The following is a 19,655-nucleotide window of genomic DNA, read 5'->3' on the forward strand; positions in this document are numbered from 1 at the left end:
GCAAAAGTGAATGCCGTCCGCTTAGGGGGACGGGGCTTTCCCCTAGGGCATGTTCATACCATGCTTAATTTTCCCCATGATTAAAGCGTGTTAAAAACGGCATCGCTCAAAAATGAGGACAACTGTTTGTAAAAATATGTCTATTCTCTGTCTGTGTGAACGGCCCTTAGGCTAGGCCATTATTTTAAAGGCTCTGTTATAGTTTGTGGTTGTTTCATCTCCACAGTACCTTGAAAATACAGCCTTTTTCTCCTATTTTTCCCCTTGGCGGGATCCACGGCTAAGGCATTTTTCGTTTATCCATTTGGAATTTCAAGAAAAAAACATCAACCATTTTCTATAACACAGCCATTTTAAAGCTGTATCATAGAAACCGGTTGATGCCTTATTTCTTGAAATTCCAAAGAAATAACCAATAAAATCCCTAATCATGGAGCCCATCCCATACTGTCGGGTGGTGCTGTCCGCCTAGATAAAATTCCCAGTCATGGAGCCCATCAGCGGAAAAATTTGAGAAAAAGTATATTTTCAGTATGTTGATGGGACAAAACAACCATACGCTATGACAGAACCTGTTTAAATATAATTATTTGAAATTATTGAAAATATTTTTGTAGCTTGAAAAAATAATCAAATAATTTCAAAATATTATATTTCATTGATGGCACGGCCTAGTCGGGAGGATGCGGCTAGGGGCGTTTGGGTTTTGAAATATCGCAAAACATACGATGCGCGACACGGCAGCCTGCCTTGCACCCACGCCTAGGCTGTTGCCCGATGCGCAGCGCGGCAAACCCACATCAGCGGCGTAATGGCTCCAAGGAAAAACGGGGCCGGGGCTTGCAGGAAAACGGCAGGGAACGAATGTGTCCCACTCATCCCGTTGTTGCTCCTGCACGCTTCGCCGCGAACAGGGGGGCGAAAGCTCTGGAAGAGAGGCCGCTTGCCCTGTTTGGGGAGGGCTCGTTCCCTTTGGCTGGAGGCCCCTCCCCGGAACTACGGCCTTTCAAAGCTCATTTGCCCCCGCTGGGCAGGCAGCGCTTGCAGGGGGTGTATCCGCTGCTGCGGGCCTCTTCAATGGATTTGAAACGTACCGTGCAGGCCTTGCAGTTGAAGTAACGGCAGCCGGATGCGTGGAATATCCGGGTCTTGGCGTTGCCGCTGTAGGCGGATGCGGCGGTTTGGGCGGGGGCAGGCGCTTCCTTGGCGGGGGATTGGGCCGGAGCGGCAAAGGCCGGAACGGTGAGCAGGAGCGCGGCGGCCAGGGATGGAATGATGGCGGATAAGCAGGATCGCATAAGGGCCTCCCGATGTTTGACGATGGCGTGTGCTTTCTTTTGTCAGAAAAATAAGAGACAGGGAAGAAGGTTTGTGCTTAGTTTTTCCGGGGAATGGCGCGCGGCTGCAAAAGCGGTGGAAACTTGCCGGAAAACGGGGGGCAAAAAACATGCTATTCCACGGATATTGTTATGAAAAAACGTATGTTGACAAGTATGGAAAATTTTTCTAGCCTCGCCTGATGAACATGCCTAGTATCAAAATACGCGCTGGCCTGTGGCTTTTGTTGTTGACGGGCCTTATTCTCGTGGGGTGTGCTCCCAAACAGCGGGCGGTTGACGGTTCGTTTGCCTTTGGGGACGGCTACGGGGATCTGATTGGGCCCGCTCGTTCGGCTATGACCCCGGAAGAGCGGTTTGCCTACGATTACCGTTCTGCGGCGGTGGCGCGTATGCAGGATGAGGGGGTTCCCTTCTCGAACGTGCACCTTGTCGAGCGCGCCAAGACGGCTATTGGTACGCCGTATGTTCGCGGCGGAACCAGCATGTCGGGGTTCGACTGTTCAGGTTTCGTGCAATGGGCCTATAAAAACGTCGGGGTTTCGCTCCCGCGTACCGCGCGGGAACAGTCCGTGCTGGGTACGCCTATTGATTCCGATGAAATGGAAGCCGGAGATATTGTGGCTTTCAGGCATCCCCGGCGTGGGTATCATACGGGGATATACATCGGGGACGGCAAATTCATCCACAGCCCCCGGCGCGGCAAGAGCGTGGAAATCACCTCGCTCAGCAATCCTTATTTCAGTTCGACGTTTCTCGGCGCCCGCCGCGTGAGCCTTTCGGAATCCGATGCCGAAGCCGCGCGGAAACTGATGGCGCTGTACGAATCCCGCTCTTCCCGGCTCCACCGGACGGCTTCCGACGCGGCGCTTTCACAGAACAAGTCCAAGCAGGCTGTCTCCAAATCCCAGAAAAAAAGCAAGCAGACGCTTTCGTCCAGCCGGGCCAGCTCGAAGCACAAGGCTGTTTCCAGCAAAAAGCGGACGACGGTAGCCTCAAAGAAAGCGGCGGCTAAGACGTCTGTGGCAAGCAGCAAGAAATATTCCACGAAAAAGCAGGTTGCTCAGAAGCGTTCTTCGCAGAAAAAGAAAGCTTCCGTAGCGCAGAAGAAATCCACAGCGCAGAAGAAGTCTGCTTCCAAGGCAAAGGCAAAATAGCGTTTTGCCGCTGCGGAAGCGATATGTTGGAAAAGCCCCGATTCGTTCGGGGCTTTTTTATTGTGGGAATGAGGGGCTTCCGTTGCGGGAACCTGTTGAAGAACGGGAAAAAACACGATAGAGCAAAATAAAACAGAGATGCGTTGGAGGCCGGAGCGGTTCCCGTAAGGAGCCTGAAGCCCCTGCGTGTTGGCGATGCGGAAAGGGTACTGGGGCCGCGCGGAAGCGCGTTGCCGGCATGGTATTCATTTTGAGGAGGGCATATATGAAACGCTTTTTGAAAATGCTGGGGGCATTCGTCCTTTGTATGGGGCTGTTGGCCAGCCCTGCGCAGGCTGAAAAATTTGTGGTGGGATTTCAACCATATGATACGATTTCCTATCAGGCCATCATCAACGCCGAACTGGGGCTTTGGAAGAAATATACGCCGGAAGGGACGGAAATCGAGTTCCACCCCGCCGTGCAGGGGACGGTCGTCGCCAACAATATGCTGGCTGACAGGGCTCAGATCGGCTACATGAGCATCATGCCCGCCGCCGTGCTGTGCGTGCGCGCCAAAGGCAAGGTCAAGATGGTGTCCACGACGGATATGTCCGAGGGTACCCGCTGCTCGCTTATTTTGGTGCGCAAGGATGCACCGGACTTTAAGGACAATGAGGCGCTGGCCCGCTGGCTTGACGGGAAGGTCATCGCCGCCCCCAAGGGAAGTGCCTCTGATCAGTATATGCGCCGTTTTTTTGAGAAGTATAACGTGAAGCCCGCCGAATACCTGAACCAGACCATTGAAGTCATTTCCACGAATTTCCGTGCGGGAAAGCTTGATGCGGCGTCGCTTTGGGAGCCTATGCTCTCCGGGCTGGCTTCCGAGGTGGGCGAAGGCGCAGGGAAGATTGTCGCCGATGGCTCAGCCTGTGACAACGAGGATCTCGGCATCGTGGTCATGCGTTCTGATTTTATGGAGAAACACCCCAAGGTTGCCGAGGGTTATCTTCGTTCGGATCTGGAAGCCCAGTTGTTCATGCTGAACCCCGACAACTGGGAGAAGGTCACCAACATGGTTTCCCAGTACGCTATGGGCGTTCCCAAGCGGGTGCTGTGGTATTCCGTGTTCGGCAAGGTTCCGGCCAATTCTTCCAATCCTGTCCGCGCGTGGATGAACTTCTACTTCGGGAAGCGTGAGAAGGCGAACATTGATGAAGTGGTGGCGTTCCTTCATCAGGAAGGGATCATCAACGTCGATAAGCTCCCCGAAGGGAGTGTGGACGACAGCCTGACCCGGAAAGTCTTCAAGGCCTCAGGCCATAAGCCCGCCGCTCCGGGCGCGGCCCTTGGCGTCATTGAGGGGAAGAGCGCGGCGGATTGCCCTTTCAAGGATTAGCTGCCTGCTAAGCCCCAAAGCAATGAAGGCCCATCGGCATTTTTCTGTGCCGATGGGCCTTTTCCTGTTTTTATAGGTTGTTATGGTGCGGTAATGTTTTTATGGCGCTCCGCTTGTTCCTTTTGTTTCAATAAAGGGGGGATTTTCCCCTTAAAAATGGGGAAAATCGTGGGGCGCAAGGCCCATTCCGGCCCTGGCGGATGTCATGTTGTCCATATTTTCTTGAAATAAAAATGAAAATGCTTTGAGAGGGCGGTGGGGCGGAAAGGGGGAGGGCTGGAAGGTGGTGAAAGGGGGCCGTTTCAGAACGGTTGTGGCGGGGGAAAAAGCATAATTTCACAACTTTTTTAAAATATTTTTTTTGACCTGATAATATGTTGATATTATAATTTATTTTTGCTTATATACTACCAAGTGGTATGAAATCAATGCGAGTTTTGGGGAGTACGTATAGGAAGTATTTTAATGTTTTCAATGGGTTCTGGATCGTTCATGCAATATGCCAAAATCACTTGTAAACTGTGGAATGTAGACATTTGGGGTATGCCCAAAAAGTTGATTGCGTACTCAATTTTGGTACATTTTTTGATGAACGAGGGGGGGCTTCCCTTTTTTTCGCGGGTTGGTGTATACCGAACTCATACCCGTTGGTGGGAATACTTTTTTTCACGTAAGGAGACGTGTGATGAAAAAGTACTGTACACTTGTAGCTGCCCTCTTGGCTTCCTCGTGCATGGTTCTCGGCATGACCAATAATGCGCGAGCTGAAAAACCGCTTACCTTGCGCCTTGGCCACCCCATGGCTCCGGGCAACAACGTGACCGTCGGTTATGAGAAGTTTAAGGAGCTCGTCGAAAAGAAGAGCAACCGGAAAATCCGCATTCAGCTCTTCCCCAACTGCCAGCTCGGCAGCGACCGTGTGACCACGGAAGCGGCACAGGCCGGGACGCTGGATCTGTCCTCCAGCTCCACGCCGAACCTTGCGAGCTTCTCGAAAGCCTACATGGCTATCGACCTTCCCTATGTGACCTCCCCCGCCAATCAGGAAAAGCTTTACAAGGCCCTCGATGAGGGTGAACTCGGCAAGGCCCTTGATAAGGTTGCCGAGAGCATCGGCCTGAAGACCATCATGTTCAGCGAATTCGGCTACCGCAACTTCACGTCTTCCAAGAAGCCCCTCAAGGAAGTCAAGGATCTCATGAACCTGAAGGTGCGTACGACCGACTCCCCCGTTGAAGTGGCCGTCGCCACCGAACTGGGCATGAACCCCGCTCCCGTGGCGTGGGGTGAAACCTACACCGCCATCCAGCAGGGCACCGTTGACGCCGAAGGCAACACCTTCTCGCTGCTGAATGACGCCAAGCACACCGAAGTGCTCAAGTACGCCATGAACTCCGAGCACAACTATTCCATGCACATCCTGCTGATGAACAAGAAGAAGTGGGACAGCCTGACCCCCGAACAGAAGCAGATCATCACTGAAGCGGCGAAGGAAGCCACCGCGTGGCAGCGCGTCGAATCCGTGAAGCTCGAACAGAAGGCTTGGGATGCGTTTAAGGCCAAGGGCATCGAAATCACGATGCTGACGCCCGAACAGCGCAAGGAACTGTATGACAAGACCGCTCCCGTGCGTGAACAGTTCGCCAAGGAAATCCCGGCCGAGCTGCTCCAGCTGATCGCCGATACCCAGAAGTAAGTCCTTTGATGCTCGGCCTGCGGCATGTTTTTGCCGCAGGCCGGCTCTTTTCCTCTTACACCACAGGAATCTCGCATGGAAAAGACCAACGCTTCCAAGCAGGGCGTACTGCACTGGCTCGATGAAAACTTTGAAAAGATGTTCCTCGTCACCGGCCTGCTGTCCATTACCCTGTTCATCACATGGCAGGTTATCTACCGCTACATCATCACGCAGTTCATCGAGCGCGCCGGTGCCGCCGTATGGACTGAAGAAATTTCCCGTTACATCTTTATTTGGATTTCCTATCTCGCCCTGAGCATTGCCATTAAAAAGCGTTCGTCCATCAGGGTGGACATGCTCTACGATCATCTGCCTCCGCGTTTGCAGCAGATCAGTTGGGTCGTGGTCGAGGTGCTGTTCCTCATCCTGACGGCCACCATCGCCTACTACGGCTGGGGCCAGATCGAACGCCTTCAGGAATATCCCCAGCATACCACGGCCCTGCGCATCCCCTTCCTGATTCCTTATCTGATTCTGCCTTTCGGCTTCGGCCTCATGTGCTTCCGCCTGCTCCAGTCCCTCTATAAGCAGGCCAAGGTTTGCGGGCTGGTGGATACGCTGATCGGCCTCGTAGCGGTTTTCGTCATCGCCTCGCCGGTCATTTTCTGTGAGTACATCGAACCGCTGCCCGCGCTGTTCGGTTATTTCATCGTGATGTGCGCCATCGGCGTGCCCGTGGCTATCAGCCTCGGCCTGTCCACGCTGGCGACCATCATCTGCGCGGATACCCTTCCTATCGAATACATGGCTCAGGTGGCCTTTACGTCCATCGACAGCTTCCCCATTATGGCCATCCCGTTCTTCATCGCGGCTGGCGTGTTCATGGGTGCGGGCGGGCTTTCCCACCGCCTCTTGTCCCTTGCTGACGAAATCGTCGGCGGCACTTACGGCGGCATCGGCCTGACCGCCATTGTGACGTGCATGTTCTTCGGCGCGATCTCCGGTTCCGGCCCCGCTACCGTGGCGGCCATCGGCGCGCTCACCATCCCCGCGATGGTGGAACGTGGTTATGACAAGTATTTCTCCGCCGCACTCGTTGCGGCCGCCGGTTGCGTGGGCGTCATGATCCCTCCGAGCAACCCCTTTGTGGTGTACGGCATCTCCGCGCAGGTCTCCATCGGCGACCTGTTCATGAGCGGCATCGTGCCGGGCGTCTTGGTGGGTGCCGTGCTGATGGGCTACTGCTATTGGTATTCCCGCAAGCAGGGCTGGAAGGGGCAGGAGAAAGTCCGCAACTCCCAGACGCTCATGCGCGCGGCATGGGAAGCCAAGTGGGCGCTCATGGTTCCGGTCATCGTGCTCGGCGGCATCTACGGCGGCATCATGACCCCGACCGAGGCCGCGGCCATCGCCGCTTTCTACGGCCTGATTGTTGGCCTGTTCCTGTATAAGGAAATGGATTTCAAGTGCCTTATCGACTCCTGCATTGAGTCCTGCGAGACGTCCGCCGTCATCATCGTGCTGATGGCTATGGCGACCTTGTTCGGGAATATCATGACCATTGAGGACGTGCCCGGAACCGTGGCCCGCGCCATCCTGAGCTTCTCCGAGAACAAGTTCGTCATCCTGATGCTCATCAACATACTCCTGCTCATCGTCGGCACGTTCATGGAGGCGCTGGCGGCCATCGTCATCCTTGTGCCTATCCTCCTGCCCATCGTGACGGGCGTGGGCGTGTCGCCGCTGCATTTCGGCGTCATCATCGTGGTCAACCTTGCCATCGGCTTCATCACGCCGCCCGTGGGCGTGAACCTCTTCGTGGCCAGCGGTGTTGCCAAGGCGAAGCTCGAAAACATTGCGGCTCAGGCTCTGCCCATGATCGCCCTGATGATTCTCGTCCTGCTTGTTTGTACCTATATCCCTGAAGTTCCGCTGATTCTGGTGGGCGGCTCCCACTAGGCGTTTCTTTAGCGGTTTGACCTGTGGAAAAAGGGAGTCCTTGGGGGCTCCCTTTTTTTGCGTGTGGCGGGAAGAGGGGAAGGGCGGGGGAGGGAAGAGGGAAACTTTCTGAGGAAAGTTTCCCTCTTCCCTCCCCCGAACCCCCTCCCATCTCCTTTCAAAGACTTTTGACTGGTGGGGAGGCCGCGCGGCGGGAGTTCGGTTCAGCGGAAGGGGAAAAGTGGGGGACGCCCGGAAGGCGGAGGTTCAGCTTTTTTGGGGGGCCGCCGCCAAAGGTGCCGTTTGGGGTGGAATGTTCCTTTTGTAGGAACTTTCCCTGCCTGCATGGGATTATTCAAAATGCCTCAACCGCAGATTTCGACAAGGGGGAACTTTCCCTGCACGCGTGGGGTATTCCGGAAAGCTGCGCAAATAGGGCGAGGATGTCAGAATTTTCCCTGCCCGTGGGGGCTTTATTGCCGAGCGTGCGGGGCTCAACCAGACCGTATGGCTTTCCCCGCTCGTGTGGGCTTTGTTCATGAGTGCTTCACCAAGATCTAGGTCGTGTCGTCATTTTGTATGTAACTAATTGAAATTATTTTGAAAAAGTCTTTTTTATAGCTTGAAAATAGTTAAATAATTTCAAGATATTATATTTAATTAACGACACAACCTAGCAGATTGAAATTTTTTTGTCAGCGTGGGCGTTGTCTTCCTCCGCTTCCGAGCGTACCCGCTCGATGAGAACCTTACTCGCCCGCGTGGGTTTTGTTTTGTATCCACTCAAAAGATGGGATTGCTCGAAAGAATGTTCCTCGCCTGTGTGGGCATTGTCGTGTCCCGCTAGGGAATGTTCCTTTTGCAGGGAGCTTTCTTAAAAAAAGCTATATTATAAAAAATGGCTGATACTTTCTTGACGTTTCAGAAGAGTAACCAAGAGAATGCCTCAGCCATAGAGCCTGCCAACAAAAAATTGGATAAAAAGGCTGTGTTTTTACCATACTCTGGAGATGAAACAGCCATATGTTGTGACAGGGCCTTTCAAGAAAGAAGGTATCAGCCGTTTCTATGATACAGCCTAAATTTTTTGTTGTGGGGTACACGGGCGGAAAGGCTGGAGAAAAGGGCCGTGCCGTATCTTCACTAAGACTGTGAAGATGAAGCAATCGCATTGTGCGGCAGGGTCAGCATGTTTGGGGAAGGTGTGGATTGTACTGGCGGGGGGGGAAGGGAGGGAAAGCGTGGGAACTTTCTTTAGTTGGGAAGGTTTTCCTCCCTTCCCCATATTCCCGCTCAGGTGGAATCAATCGAGGCTATTTTCCGGGGCATTCACCGTTGTAATGAAAAGTCGCAGTTCAGTTATTTGAAATTCAAAATGAATTTTTTGAAAATCGTCGAAAGGGTGAAGGTCTCTAGTTTCCGGCCTTGGCGTTGGGGAAGAAGAGCTGTTTGCCTTCAAGCTGGAAATTGGCGATGGCCTTCTGGGTTTCGGGGCTGATCCACCAGTTGATGAACTTCTTGGCGGCCTCCTGCTTGACCTTGGGGCACTTGGCGGGGTTGACCATCATGACGCTGTACTGGTTCAGGAGGGCCTTGTCGCCTTCGACGAGGATTTTCAGGGGGGCATTTCCCTGAGCGGCGGCATTGTACTTGATGTAGGTGCCGCGGTCGGTCACGGTGTAGCCGTCTTTTTCGGCGGCGATGCGGATGGTGGCCATCATGCCTTGGCCTGCGTCAATATACCATGTGGCGTCCTTGCCGGGCACTTCCATGCCGGCGACTTTCCAGAGCTGCTTTTCGGTGTTGTGCGTGCCGGAGTTGTCGCCGCGGCTCACAAAGGGGATCTTTTTTTCGGCGAAGGTCTTCAGGGCGGCGGGGATGTCCTTGCCCTTGACGCCTGCCGGGTCGGCGGCGGGCCCGATCAGCACGAAATCGTTGTACATCACCTGATGGCGGTCTACGCCGAAGCCGTCGGCCACGAATTTTTCTTCAAGGGCGGGGGCGTGTACGAGCAGCACGTCGACGTCGCAGTCCTTGCCGTGGGCGAGGGCTTTGCCCGTGCCTACGGAAATCCATTTCAGGTCGATGCCCGTGTCCTTTTTGAAGATGGGCTGGAGGTATTCCAGAAGGCCGGTATCCTGCGTGCTGGTGGTGGTCGCCATCATCAAGGTTTCGGCGTTGGCCATCTGGGGCAGCAGCAGAAGGGAAAGGACGAGGAAGGCTCTGAGCAGACGCATTGAAAAACGCTCCTTGCAAAAGGTTGTGCCGTGCGGCAGTCACGAATTTGAACGTAATCGTTTCGAGTATGCTCCGCCTTGCCCCTAAAATCAAGGCGGGTGCGCAATGGGACTGCCAAGTCCGGGAAAAAGGATGGAAGTCGGCAACCGGTTGTCCGGCTTGACAGAATCCATATCAATTGAGTAGGAAAGTCGCCATACCTTTATCGCTGCGAAGGAGTGTTTTCCGTGCCTATCAAGATTCCTGAAGATTTGCCTGCCCGCCCGATACTGGAAGGCGAAAACATTTTTGTCATGACGGAAGGCCGCGCCAACCGTCAGGATATCCGGCCTCTGGAGATCGCCATCGTCAACCTGATGCCGACCAAGATCGCCACGGAAACGCAGTTGCTGCGTCTGCTCGGCAATACGCCCCTGCAGGTGAACGTGACGCTTCTGCGGGCTGAGGGGCACGAATCCAAAAATACCGCACCGCAGCATCTTGAGCGTTTTTATAAGACGTTTTCGCAGGTGCGCGACAGTTCATTCGACGGCATGATCATCACCGGTGCGCCGGTGGAACAGCTCGCCTTTGAGGAAGTGGACTACTGGGACGAGCTCGTCGGCATCATGGACTATGCGAAAAAGCATGTGCACGCTACATTATATATATGCTGGGGTGCGCAGGCGGGGCTGTACCATCATTACGGCATCCCGAAGTATGGGCTTCCGCGCAAGCTTTCCGGCATTTTCAGCCATACCATCAATGATCCTACGAACCAGTTGTTCCGGGGGTTCGACGATGTGTTCCATGCGCCGCACTCCCGGCATACCGAAGTCCGAAGCGAGGACATCGCCAAGATCCCCTCGCTGGAGATTTTGGCCGAGTCGGATGAGGCCGGGGTGCTTGTGGCCGGTACGCTCGATGGGCGGAGCATGTTCATCACCGGGCATCTTGAATACGACCGGGATACGCTGGATGCCGAGTATCGGCGGGATGTGGCCAAGGGCTTGGAAATCGCGCCTCCGGCACATTATTACCCCGAAGACGATGCGACGCGCCCCCCGCTGGTCAGTTGGCGGGCCCATGCCCATTTGTTCTATTCCAACTGGCTGAACTACTGCGTGTATCAGGCGACGCCATACCGCCTTGACGATATTCCCGCAGACAGGGTTTAAGTGCCGCCGGAAAAACGGGGATGGTCAGGCTGCGCTGCGCGGATAGGATTGGCGCGTCGGCGTATCCCGTGTGCCGGGTCGGTAGGAAGCGCCGCACGGAGGGTTGCCGGGCCTGGGCGGTTCGGGATGGGGAAACGGCTTTCAGCCGGGACGCATCCGAGGCGTTTGGAACGGCTGCGGAGAGCTTTTTTAAGGGGGATGCCGCCCGGTATGTGCGGGGAAGCCTCCATAAGAGAGTATGGGGAGTACCATTGCCGGATGCCGTCCGGCATGTGCGGGGAAGCCCGCGGCGGGACGCCTCAGGGGATTTTCCCAAAACGACGGTTCCGGCTTGATGCCGGGTATGGAGGACGATAATGCCTGTCCGTTTTGAAACGCTCGCCGTCCACGGCGGGCAGTATCCCGATCCTACGACGCTGTCGAGGGGAGTCCCGGTCTACCGGACCAGCAGCTACCTCTTCAAGAATGCGGAGCACGCCGCCAAGCTCTTTGGCCTTGCCGAACAGGGCAATGTTTACGGGCGGCTTGGCAACCCCACGCAGGCCGTGCTGGAAGAACGCATGAGCCTGTTGGAGGGTGGTGCCGGGGCGTTGGCTTCGGCGTCGGGCACGTCCGCCATTTTTTCGGCGATCGTCAATCTGGCGAAGCAGGGGGACGAAATCGTCTCGGCAAACAACCTGTACGGCGGGACGTTCACCCTGTTCAACGACATCCTGCCCCAGTTCGGGATCACCGCTCGGTTTGTGAAGCCGCAGGATTTTGACAAGATGGAAGCCGCCGTCAACGGGCGGACGCGCGCTTTATACGTGGAGGCCATCGGCAACCCCGCGCTGGATGTCGTGGATCTGGATGCGGTGTCCGCCATCGCCAAACGGCATGGGCTGCCCTTGATTGTAGATGCGACCTTCGCCACGCCGTACCTGTTTCGCCCCCTTGAGCATGGCGCCGATATTGTAGTGCATTCATTGACGAAATGGCTTGGTGGGCACGGTACGGCTCTCGGCGGCATCGTCGTGGACGGCGGCACCTTCAACTGGAGGGACAGCCGTTTCTCTCTGTACGCCGAGCCGGATGCCAGCTACCATTGCCTGCGATGGGGGTATGATCTGCCGGAAGGGTATCCGCCGTTCATCACGCGGATGCGGCTGGTTCCCCTGCGGAACCTCGGTGCCTGCATTTCGCCTGACAATGCGTGGATGATCTTGCAGGGGCTGGAGACCCTGCCGCTGCGCATGGAGCGGCACTGCGCCAATGCGCTTGAGGTCGCCCGCCATCTCAAGCGGCACCCGAAAGTGGCGTGGGTTCGTTATCCGGGGCTGCCCGACGATCCCGCCCATGCGGTGGCTTGCCGTATGCTGCGCAATGGGTTCGGGGGCATGGTCGTTTTCGGGATCCGGGGCGGGCAGGCTGCTGGCCAGCGGTTCATCGAAAAACTCGGCCTCTTTTCGCATCTTGCCAACGTGGGCGATGCCAAGAGCCTTGCGCTCCATCCCGCGAGCACAAGCCACGCGCAGCTCAGCGAGGAACAGCAGCGTGACGCGGGGCTGCCGCCGGAACTGATCAGGTTGTCCATCGGTATCGAACACATCGACGACATTCTTGAGGATCTCGATCAGGCTCTCAGGGAGATCTGAGCCGGGCCGGAGGGTGTGGTCTTTGAGGGGGGGAAAGCATGCGTTATTCGACTCGCACCCGATACGGGCTCCGCTTTTTGATCAATTTGGCGGCACGGCCTGCGGGCTCCTGTGTGCAGTTGGCGGAAATCGCCCGCGAGGAAGGCGTTTCCGTCAAGTATCTCGAACAGATCGTCCGCGTCTTGCGGCCTGCGGGCATTTTGCGTTCCGCCCGCGGGGCCAAGGGAGGCTATGCGCTTGCGAAATCCCCGGACGCCATTTGTATGGACGAAGTGTTTGAGCATCTGGAAGGGCACATCTCCCCGGTGGAGTGCCTGCACGGGGCAAAAAGCTGTGAACGGGAAGGCGCCTGCCCCACGCGGTGGTTTTGGAGGGATCTGGATGAGCACATGCGGGTATTCCTCAAGGGCATGACGCTTGCCCGTTTTGTCGAGCGGGAACGGGTCATGAAAGCGGGAAAAGGCGTTTTTCCTGTGGACATGGATGGCCCGGCGTGCTTTCATGCGCGGCATCGGACGCTGCCGGAGGGCGGCGGGAAGGCATGACGGAGCGGAAAATGAAAGACGGATTCTGGATGCTGCTGTGCTCGGCCTGTCTCTTGTTGTCGGCGCAGTCGGTGCAGGCGAGGGGGCTGACGGCGCTGGATATTTTTGCCCAGTTGCCGATCACCCTGTTTGAAAACACGCCGGAGGGCCTTTCCGAAGAGGAAAAGCTCCGGCTGATCGAACAGGGGGAGAGCGAATTTTGGGAGGTGGAGCGGTTCGACGCCGATCGCCTCGTGCTGGTATCGCGGCCTTTTGGCGAAACGCGGGTGGGGCTGCGTGTCTTCCGGGGAGGGGATAGGCTGCTTGCCGCGCTGGGGACGGACGGGGGCGCCATGTGTGCCCTTGAGCTCTGGGAGGAAGACGCCACCGGTGGGTTCGTGCCGGCCAACCCTCCGGACGATCCGCAGCTTTCCGATTTTTTGGCTCCGGGGCAGCGGCTTGCGGCGGATGTGTCTCCGGCGTTCATGTTCTGCCTTGAAGATGACGGACTGGACGCGCGCCCGCTCTTCTGGGGGCCTGCGGGCCTCGTCGACGTGCCTGTGGGCAAGTCCGTGCGTTATGTCTGGAAGTCGGGGGCGTTTGAAAAAACGGTGTCCGACAAGCCCGAATAGCTTGTGCTGTGCGGATTTCCGTACTTGCCAAGCTTGAATAGACGCTATAGTATATGGATTTCGTGGCCCTAGCCGTAATTATGGGCCTTTTCGCTTGTCTTTAACCCCTTTTTGCCTCAGGAGGCCTCATGTTTGCTTCTGTTGCTCATGCGATGGGTACGGCCGGTGCCGGTCAGGCTGGCGGCGCTGACGCCCTCATGCAGTTTGTTCCTCTTATCGCCATGCTCGCCATCTTCTATTTCCTGCTCATCCGTCCCCAGCAGAAACGCGCCAAGCAGCATAAAGCCATGCTGGAAGCCCTGAAGAAGGGTGATCAGGTTCTGACCACCGGCGGCCTCGTGGGCCGTATCGTGGACATCGACGGCGACATCCTTTCCCTTGATCTCGGCAGCACCACGGTCAGCGTCGGCCGCGCCTATGTCGTGAGCGTGATGGATCTCCGTTCCAAGGCCGTGAAGGAAGAGAAATAGGTTCTTTTGCTTTGCCGGCAGGCATGCGCTCCGTCGATCCCGGCGGGCGTATGTCTGCCTTTCTTCATTTTATGCGCGGAGCGTTCCGCGCCGTATGGCCCCATCGGGGAAAACAGGGGCCGTACGCATAACGACAGTGCAGATCCGGCCGGGGGGCGGGCGGATGGGCCGAATCTGATGCTCTCAGGGGAACACCATGAAATCGTTGAGTTGGCGGATAGTCGTCTCGTTGCTGGTTCTGTTGGCCAGCATCGCCTATGTGTTGCCGAGCCTGCCGGGTGTCGGCGGATCGTCTTTGGGCAATCTGCTGCCGGACGCGCGGATAAGCCTCGGGCTTGACTTGAAGGGCGGGATGCACCTGACCCTTGGCGTGGAAGTGGACAAGGCCGTAAGCAATTCCCTTTCGCTGACCGGGCAGGAGCTGCGCGCTCAGGCTTCCGAAAAGGGGATTACCGTCCTGCGCTCGCGTCTGACCCCGGACGGCCGTCTTGAATTTTTGCTGCCCAGGGCCGAGCAGCGGAACGAGCTTGAAGAGCTGCTCTCCAAGGATTTTTCGCAGCTTGCCGTTGATTCGCCCACGCAGGTGGAAGGTGGGGGGCTGCGTTTTACGGCGGCCTTTACGCCTGCCGCCAAAGCGAAGATCGAGGAAATGGCCCTTGATCAGGCTGTCCGCACCATCCGTAACCGTATCGACCAGTTCGGCGTCGCAGAGCCGGATATCCGCAAGCAGGCCGATTTCCGCATCCAGATCCAGTTGCCCGGCCTGACCGATTCCAAGCGCGCCATCCAGCTTGTGGGCCAAACCGCCCAATTGACGTTCCACCTTGTGCGCGACGACGTGAACCCGCAGGGGATCCTGCCTCCCGGTGTGGCCCTGTTCCCTATGGTGACCGTCCGTCCTGACGGCTCCACTTCCGAAAGCATGATCGCGCTGGACAAGGAGCCCCTCATGACCGGCGAGGACGTGGCTGATGCCCGTCCCACCTTCGACAACCGCGACAACAAGCCGAGCGTCGGCCTTTCCTTCAACTCGCGCGGCGCGGCCATGTTCGAGCGCATTACCGGGGAGCACATCCATAAGCGTATGGCCATCGTGCTTGACGGCAAGGTGCACAGCGCCCCCACCATCCAGAGCCGCATCGGCGGCGGCAAGGCGAGCATCACCGGCAGCTTCACGCCCAACGAGGCGCAGGATCTCGCCATCGTGCTGCGCGCGGGCTCGCTTCCCGCGCCCGTGACTGTGCTTGAAGAGCGTACGGTTGGCCCCTCCCTTGGGAAGGAATCCATCGAGAGCGGCATTTTGGCCGCTGTGGTGGGCGGCATCGCCGTCATGGTTGTGATGCCGTTGTACTACGGGATGGCCGGGTTGCTGGCCGACGTCATGCTGGTCTTTACCATCACCATGCTCATGGCTGGGCTGGCCGCGTTCGGCGCGACCCTGACCCTGCCGGGCATTGCGGGCATCGTGCTGACCATCGGCATGGCCGTGGACGCCAACGTGCTCATTTTTGAACGTATCCGCGAAGAGATACGGCAAGGCCTGAAACCGCTTGAGGCCGTGGCCGTAGGTTTTGATCGCGCCACCGTTTCCATTGTGGACTCTAACCTGACTACCATCATTGCCGCCGCTTTTCTCTATCAGTTCGGTACCGGCCCCGTGCGGGGGTTCGCCGTAACCCTGAGCCTCGGTATCGTGGCTTCGATGTTTACGGCTATTTTTGTTTCGCGCACGGCGTTCGGGCTGTGGCTTGGTGGAAACGACGGGAAGAAGCTCAGCATCTAGGGCGGATTTTTTGAAAAGTTCCACTTTTCAAAGGGGCATGCTGCCGGAGGGCGTCGTTTTCGGCAGGATCCGCGCCGCGCTGCGGCGGATGGCCCCGTTTACCCGCCGCCTCGCCTCCGGCGGGGGCGCTTCCCTCGGATGTATCCACAGTTTTTAAGAGATACAGGAGTTCTGGTATGAGTTTGCAGATATTCAGTGAGCAGACGAAAATAGATTTTATAGGTCTGCGGTATTACGCCTATGCCCTGTCCGCGGTGCTCCTTATCGCGGGGCTGGTGGCGTTCTTTATGCATGGCGGCCTGCGGTACGGCGTGGACTTTGCCGGCGGCGCCGCCGTCCAGCTCCAGTTTGAGAAGCCGATAGCTGATGAAACCATTAAGAAATCGTTGGTCGGCCTGAACCTGCCCGGCCTCTCCATTCAGCAGTACGGCGAGGATGGGCGCGACTATCTGATCCGTTTCTCGACTCCGAACCTGACGGGGGAGGAGATACGCAAAAACATCCTTTCCGCGCTTGACGAGACTTCCGGGGGCAATCCCGTGAGCATTCAGCGTCTGGAGATGGTCGGCCCCAAAGTCGGCGCGGATCTGCGGAACGCGGCCCTTGAAGCCATGTATTTTGCGCTTCTGCTGATTACCGTGTATATTTCCGGGCGGTTTGAACAGCGCTGGACGATCGCGGTGATTATGGCCGCAGCCCTCGGAACGGCCATGTACATTATGGGCCTGCTCGGCATGAACATGGTCTACCGGGTTATTGGGGCTTTGGCGCTGACGCTGATCATTTCTTGGAAACTCAAGTTGAATTATGCCGTTGGCGCCATCATCGCCCTGCTGTACGACGTTTTCGTCACGCTGGGGCTGCTGGCCGTCCTTGGCAAGGAAATTGACTTGAACATCATCGCGGCGCTGCTGACTTTGGTAGGCTATTCGCTCAACGATAAAATCATCGTGTATGACCGTATCCGCGAAAACCTCCAGAAGCAGCCGGAAGACAACCCCGCTCCGTTGGCCGATATCATCAACCTGAGCGTGAACCAGACCCTTGGCCGCACGATCATGACCTCGGCGACGACCTTGATCGCCGCCTTGAGCCTGACGATCCTCGGCGGGGGGGCGATCCACGATTTCGCGCTGACCATGAGCCTCGGCGTGTTCATCGGCACCTTCTCTTCCGTGTTCGTTTCCAACCCGATCCTGCTCATGCTCGGCGATACCCGCCAGTATATGGTGGCCCGCAAAAAGGTGGAATACGAGCGCCCCGGCGAACACGGGGTCGTGTGAGTTTTGGGAGGAGCGGAAGGGGAAGTCCTTCCTCTTCCGGGTTCTGGCCAACAATGTTTTGGCTTTACTGAAAAAACTGTTTCCTGTTTTTCCGGATGAAAAAAGAGAGGGCGCTTCTGCGTCCTCTCTTTTTTTGCCGCAGTTCCCCTTTCCGCAGAGGGAATCTGTTTTTAGGGAAGCCGGCGGGGAGACAATAGGCTCGAAAGTTTTTGGAAAGGATGGGCTCCGTTTGAGCAGGTTCGGGGAGGGAAAGTGTGGGGCATTTTCCCTTTCCCCCAAAATGCTTTCCCTCCCCAATGGTTCTATGCGTTTGGTTCTATACGTTTTAAAGGCACATGCCGTTAGTTGCCTTCAGGCATGACGATAAGGGCGGACGGGTCGGTGTGGATAAGGATGCGGTCGAGCTTGGGGGCGCAGGTGCGGAGGCGGCGCTCCATATCCGTGGCAATCTCGTGGGCGGCGGCAAGGGACAATTCGCCGTCGATGATGCAGTGGAAGCTGACCAGCGGCGTCCCGCCCATGTGCGTCAGGCGCAGGTCATGCACATTGGACACCATGGGAAATTCCGGGAGGATGCTGTCCACGGCGGCGCGCACATAATGGAGATCCGCGTCGAAGGGCAGGGTTTTTTCTTGGGCGCAGAGGCGATCCTCCGGCTCGATGTGCGTCTCGATGCGGGTTGTGTTGAGGCGCTTGCCGAGGGCTTTCTCAAACATCACGACGTATTCGTGGGCTTCGCGCAGCGTCATATCCGGCGACGCCTCCACATGCAGAAAGACGAGGAGCCCTCCGCTCTGTTCGGAAAGGATCAGGTTGTGGACGGAAAGCTTATACGCGGCGGCAACCGTGCGGACGAGCTGAAATACGCTTTCCGTTTCTTCCTGCGCGGGTTCGACGTGTACGGTAATATCGGCGGAAGGCACGATCTCGTGCGCGATGTCCTCAATCACGCAGGATACGTCATGCGCGGCGTCGAGGCGCAGGGTGGCGGGGGCCTCGACCGTGATGTCCATAAACACGTCGGCGCCGCTTTCGCGCACGCGCAGGCGGCGTACCCGGCAGAGCGGGAGCTGCTTGGCGAGGGCCTGCTCCAATGCCTCGGAATGTTCCTTGCCTCCTCCGTCGAGCAGCATGGTCACGGCCCGTCGGGAGAGCCGGAAGCCCACAACGACGACGATGCCCGAAACGAACAAGGCGGCGATGGCGTCCGCCATATGCAAAATGCCCCGGAAGGGGCTGTCCGCCGGAAGGTATTCGCTGGCTTGGACGCAAAGCAGCCCGATGAGCACGACGCCGGATGACCAGATGTCCGTGGTGAAATGCAGCGCGTCGGCTTCTAGGGCTTGGCTCTTGTGCTTTTGGGCGACGCGGCGGAGCATGGCTGCCCGGTTGACGTCCACGAGCAGGGAAACGAGGATGATGCCCACGCCCCACCATGACGGGGTGATTTCGGGGGCGTCGAAGAAGAGCCGGTTGACGGCCTCGTGTACGATCCAGCCGCAGGTGACGAGCAGCAGGACCGTTTCCGCCAGCGCGGAAAGGTTTTCGATTTTGCCGTAGCCGTAGGGATGGGTTTCGTCCGCGGGGCGGGCCGCGACGCGGACGGCGAAGAAGGTGATGCCCGCGGCTACAAGGTCGAGGCTGCTGTGCAGGGCCTCGGAAAGGATGCCGAGGCTGTTGGTGGCAAGCCCGGCTCCGAGCTTGATGAGCGTCAGGAACAGTGCCCAAAACAGGGATGAGAGGGCCGCGTGTTGTTTTTCGGAATGCGCTTCGTGGTGCGCGGTTGCGGTAGTCATGAAAACACTCCGGGGAAATGGCCGCTCTTGCGGCCGTTCGCGGAAAGGGCGTTGGGGCGTCAGCTCAGTACGCCGTGCTCATAAAGGATTTTCAGGCCGATGCCGATAAGGACGCAGCCGCCCACAAGTTCGGCGCGTCGGCCAAAAATGTCCGCATGGGCGAGCCCTTTTCCCGCCAGCAGGCCAAGGGCCGTGATGACGGCGCAGACCACGCCGATCAGGATGGACGGCCCCCATACGCTTATGTTGAGGAGTGAGAAGGAAAGCCCCACGGCCAGGGCGTCGATGCTGGTCGCCACCGCGAGGATGAACAGCCTGCGTCCTTTGGTGGGATCAGCCGAGCAGCTTTCCCCTTCTTCGGAATCGTCGCCTCCGCCCCGGATCATGTTGCCGCCGATCCATGCCAGCAGCGCGAAGGCGATCCAGTGATCCCATGACTCGATGAAGCCGCGCACGGTCAGGCCAAGGGTCCAGCCGATTACGGGCATCAGGAACTGGAAAAAGCCGAACGTCAGCGAAAGGCGCAAAAAATGTATGGCCGTCACCCGTTTGAGGGCGCAGCCCGTGCAGATTGACACGGCGAAAGCATCCATGGCCAGTGCAACGGCAATGGCAAACAGTTCTGGGAAACTCATAGGGTGTTGTGGGGG

General features: G+C 57.3%; 16 protein-coding genes. 11 read left to right on the plus strand and 5 right to left on the minus strand.

The window, feature by feature from the left end:
* Positions 1-1,013: 1,013 nt before the first annotated feature.
* Positions 1,014-1,298 carry an Ada metal-binding domain-containing protein gene (locus ACZM8Y_RS02530; protein ID WP_302553944.1) on the minus strand — a complete coding sequence of 95 codons (285 nt, stop codon included), beginning with the start codon at positions 1,296-1,298 and terminating at the stop codon, positions 1,014-1,016.
* Between the two features lie 221 nt (positions 1,299-1,519).
* On the opposite strand from ACZM8Y_RS02530, the gene ACZM8Y_RS02535 reads away from it, so the two are divergent.
* From ACZM8Y_RS02535 to ACZM8Y_RS02550, 4 genes are all read left to right on the plus strand, one after another.
* Positions 1,520-2,494, plus strand: coding sequence for a C40 family peptidase (locus ACZM8Y_RS02535; protein ID WP_487480161.1), 975 nt, complete (start codon positions 1,520-1,522; stop codon positions 2,492-2,494).
* 265 nt (positions 2,495-2,759) lie between these two features.
* Positions 2,760-3,872 (plus strand): ABC transporter substrate-binding protein, encoded by a 1,113-nt coding sequence (locus tag ACZM8Y_RS02540; protein WP_482330355.1) that lies wholly within the window; start codon positions 2,760-2,762, stop codon positions 3,870-3,872.
* Between the two features lie 685 nt (positions 3,873-4,557).
* Positions 4,558-5,568, plus strand: coding sequence for a TRAP transporter substrate-binding protein (locus ACZM8Y_RS02545; protein ID WP_482330356.1), 1,011 nt, complete (start codon positions 4,558-4,560; stop codon positions 5,566-5,568).
* 75 nt (positions 5,569-5,643) lie between these two features.
* Positions 5,644-7,509 carry a TRAP transporter large permease gene (locus ACZM8Y_RS02550; protein WP_308770919.1) on the plus strand — a complete coding sequence of 622 codons (1,866 nt, stop codon included), beginning with the start codon at positions 5,644-5,646 and terminating at the stop codon, positions 7,507-7,509.
* A 1,391-nt stretch (positions 7,510-8,900) separates the two neighbouring features.
* Here ACZM8Y_RS02550 and ACZM8Y_RS02555 read toward each other — a convergent pair.
* The gene (locus tag ACZM8Y_RS02555; protein WP_302554135.1) at positions 8,901-9,725 is read right to left on the minus strand and encodes an ABC transporter substrate-binding protein; all 825 of its coding nucleotides are present in this window, start codon (positions 9,723-9,725) and stop codon (positions 8,901-8,903) included.
* Between the two features lie 228 nt (positions 9,726-9,953).
* Here ACZM8Y_RS02555 and metA point away from each other — a divergent pair, with 228 nt between their 5' ends.
* Entirely contained in the window at positions 9,954-10,883 is a 930-nt protein-coding gene (gene metA, locus ACZM8Y_RS02560; protein ID WP_302554134.1) for a homoserine O-acetyltransferase MetA, read from the plus strand.
* Here the strand turns inward: metA and ACZM8Y_RS02565 are convergent.
* The gene (locus ACZM8Y_RS02565) at positions 10,880-11,155 is read right to left on the minus strand and encodes a hypothetical protein (RefSeq protein ID WP_489501542.1); all 276 of its coding nucleotides are present in this window, start codon (positions 11,153-11,155) and stop codon (positions 10,880-10,882) included. The two genes, metA and ACZM8Y_RS02565, sit on opposite strands and share 4 nt — an antisense overlap.
* An 84-nt stretch (positions 11,156-11,239) precedes the next feature.
* Here ACZM8Y_RS02565 and ACZM8Y_RS02570 point away from each other — a divergent pair, with 84 nt between their 5' ends.
* The 6 genes from ACZM8Y_RS02570 (at position 11,240) to secF (ending at position 17,209) form a co-directional block, all read left to right on the plus strand.
* Entirely contained in the window at positions 11,240-12,517 is a 1,278-nt protein-coding gene (locus tag ACZM8Y_RS02570; RefSeq protein ID WP_482330357.1) for an O-acetylhomoserine aminocarboxypropyltransferase/cysteine synthase family protein, read from the plus strand.
* A 38-nt stretch (positions 12,518-12,555) separates the two neighbouring features.
* Complete coding sequence (locus ACZM8Y_RS02575; protein ID WP_479859011.1) at positions 12,556-13,062, plus strand: RrF2 family transcriptional regulator; 507 nt, start codon at positions 12,556-12,558, stop codon at positions 13,060-13,062.
* A gap of 11 nt (positions 13,063-13,073) precedes the next feature.
* Positions 13,074-13,673, plus strand: coding sequence for a hypothetical protein (locus ACZM8Y_RS02580; RefSeq protein ID WP_302554131.1), 600 nt, complete (start codon positions 13,074-13,076; stop codon positions 13,671-13,673).
* Positions 13,674-13,801: 128 nt separating this feature from the next.
* On the plus strand, positions 13,802-14,143 hold the full coding sequence (yajC, locus tag ACZM8Y_RS02585; protein WP_302554130.1) for a preprotein translocase subunit YajC: 342 nt from the start codon (positions 13,802-13,804) through the stop codon (positions 14,141-14,143).
* Between the two features lie 196 nt (positions 14,144-14,339).
* Complete coding sequence (gene secD, locus ACZM8Y_RS02590) at positions 14,340-15,926, plus strand: protein translocase subunit SecD (protein WP_302554129.1); 1,587 nt, start codon at positions 14,340-14,342, stop codon at positions 15,924-15,926.
* Positions 15,927-16,102: 176 nt separating this feature from the next.
* Positions 16,103-17,209, plus strand: a complete 1,107-nt coding sequence (gene secF / locus ACZM8Y_RS02595) for a protein translocase subunit SecF (protein WP_302554128.1) — start codon at positions 16,103-16,105, stop codon at positions 17,207-17,209.
* 341 nt (positions 17,210-17,550) lie between these two features.
* Here the strand turns inward: secF and ACZM8Y_RS02600 are convergent, their stop codons facing one another.
* Both ACZM8Y_RS02600 and ACZM8Y_RS02605 read right to left on the minus strand, forming a co-directional pair.
* The gene (locus tag ACZM8Y_RS02600; RefSeq protein ID WP_302554127.1) at positions 17,551-19,005 is read right to left on the minus strand and encodes a cation diffusion facilitator family transporter; all 1,455 of its coding nucleotides are present in this window, start codon (positions 19,003-19,005) and stop codon (positions 17,551-17,553) included.
* Positions 19,006-19,064: 59 nt separating this feature from the next.
* Complete coding sequence (locus tag ACZM8Y_RS02605) at positions 19,065-19,640, minus strand: manganese efflux pump MntP (RefSeq protein ID WP_308771361.1); 576 nt, start codon at positions 19,638-19,640, stop codon at positions 19,065-19,067.
* Positions 19,641-19,655 lie beyond the last annotated feature (15 nt).

The organism is Bilophila sp. (assembly GCF_057864385.1).

Bases quoted from the DNA above. Each gene is read 5' to 3' on its own strand.
- ACZM8Y_RS02550 (WP_308770919.1), top strand. From the start codon at position 5,644: ATGGAAAAGACCAACGCTTCCAAGCAGGGCGTACTGCACTGGCTCGAT.
- ACZM8Y_RS02545 (WP_482330356.1), top strand. From the start codon at position 4,558: ATGAAAAAGTACTGTACACTTGTAGCTGCCCTCTTGGCTTCCTCGTGC.
- ACZM8Y_RS02535 (WP_487480161.1), top strand. From the start codon at position 1,520: ATGAACATGCCTAGTATCAAAATACGCGCTGGCCTGTGGCTTTTGTTG.
- ACZM8Y_RS02565 (WP_489501542.1), bottom strand. From the start codon at position 11,155: ATGCCGGACGGCATCCGGCAATGGTACTCCCCATACTCTCTTATGGAG.
- ACZM8Y_RS02580 (WP_302554131.1), top strand. From the start codon at position 13,074: ATGAAAGACGGATTCTGGATGCTGCTGTGCTCGGCCTGTCTCTTGTTG.
- ACZM8Y_RS02530 (WP_302553944.1), bottom strand. From the start codon at position 1,298: ATGCGATCCTGCTTATCCGCCATCATTCCATCCCTGGCCGCCGCGCTC.
- ACZM8Y_RS02575 (WP_479859011.1), top strand. From the start codon at position 12,556: ATGCGTTATTCGACTCGCACCCGATACGGGCTCCGCTTTTTGATCAAT.
- ACZM8Y_RS02600 (WP_302554127.1), bottom strand. From the start codon at position 19,005: ATGACTACCGCAACCGCGCACCACGAAGCGCATTCCGAAAAACAACAC.
- ACZM8Y_RS02555 (WP_302554135.1), bottom strand. From the start codon at position 9,725: ATGCGTCTGCTCAGAGCCTTCCTCGTCCTTTCCCTTCTGCTGCTGCCC.
- ACZM8Y_RS02570 (WP_482330357.1), top strand. From the start codon at position 11,240: ATGCCTGTCCGTTTTGAAACGCTCGCCGTCCACGGCGGGCAGTATCCC.
- secF (WP_302554128.1), top strand. From the start codon at position 16,103: ATGAGTTTGCAGATATTCAGTGAGCAGACGAAAATAGATTTTATAGGT.
- secD (WP_302554129.1), top strand. From the start codon at position 14,340: ATGAAATCGTTGAGTTGGCGGATAGTCGTCTCGTTGCTGGTTCTGTTG.
- ACZM8Y_RS02605 (WP_308771361.1), bottom strand. From the start codon at position 19,640: ATGAGTTTCCCAGAACTGTTTGCCATTGCCGTTGCACTGGCCATGGAT.
- yajC (WP_302554130.1), top strand. From the start codon at position 13,802: ATGTTTGCTTCTGTTGCTCATGCGATGGGTACGGCCGGTGCCGGTCAG.
- ACZM8Y_RS02540 (WP_482330355.1), top strand. From the start codon at position 2,760: ATGAAACGCTTTTTGAAAATGCTGGGGGCATTCGTCCTTTGTATGGGG.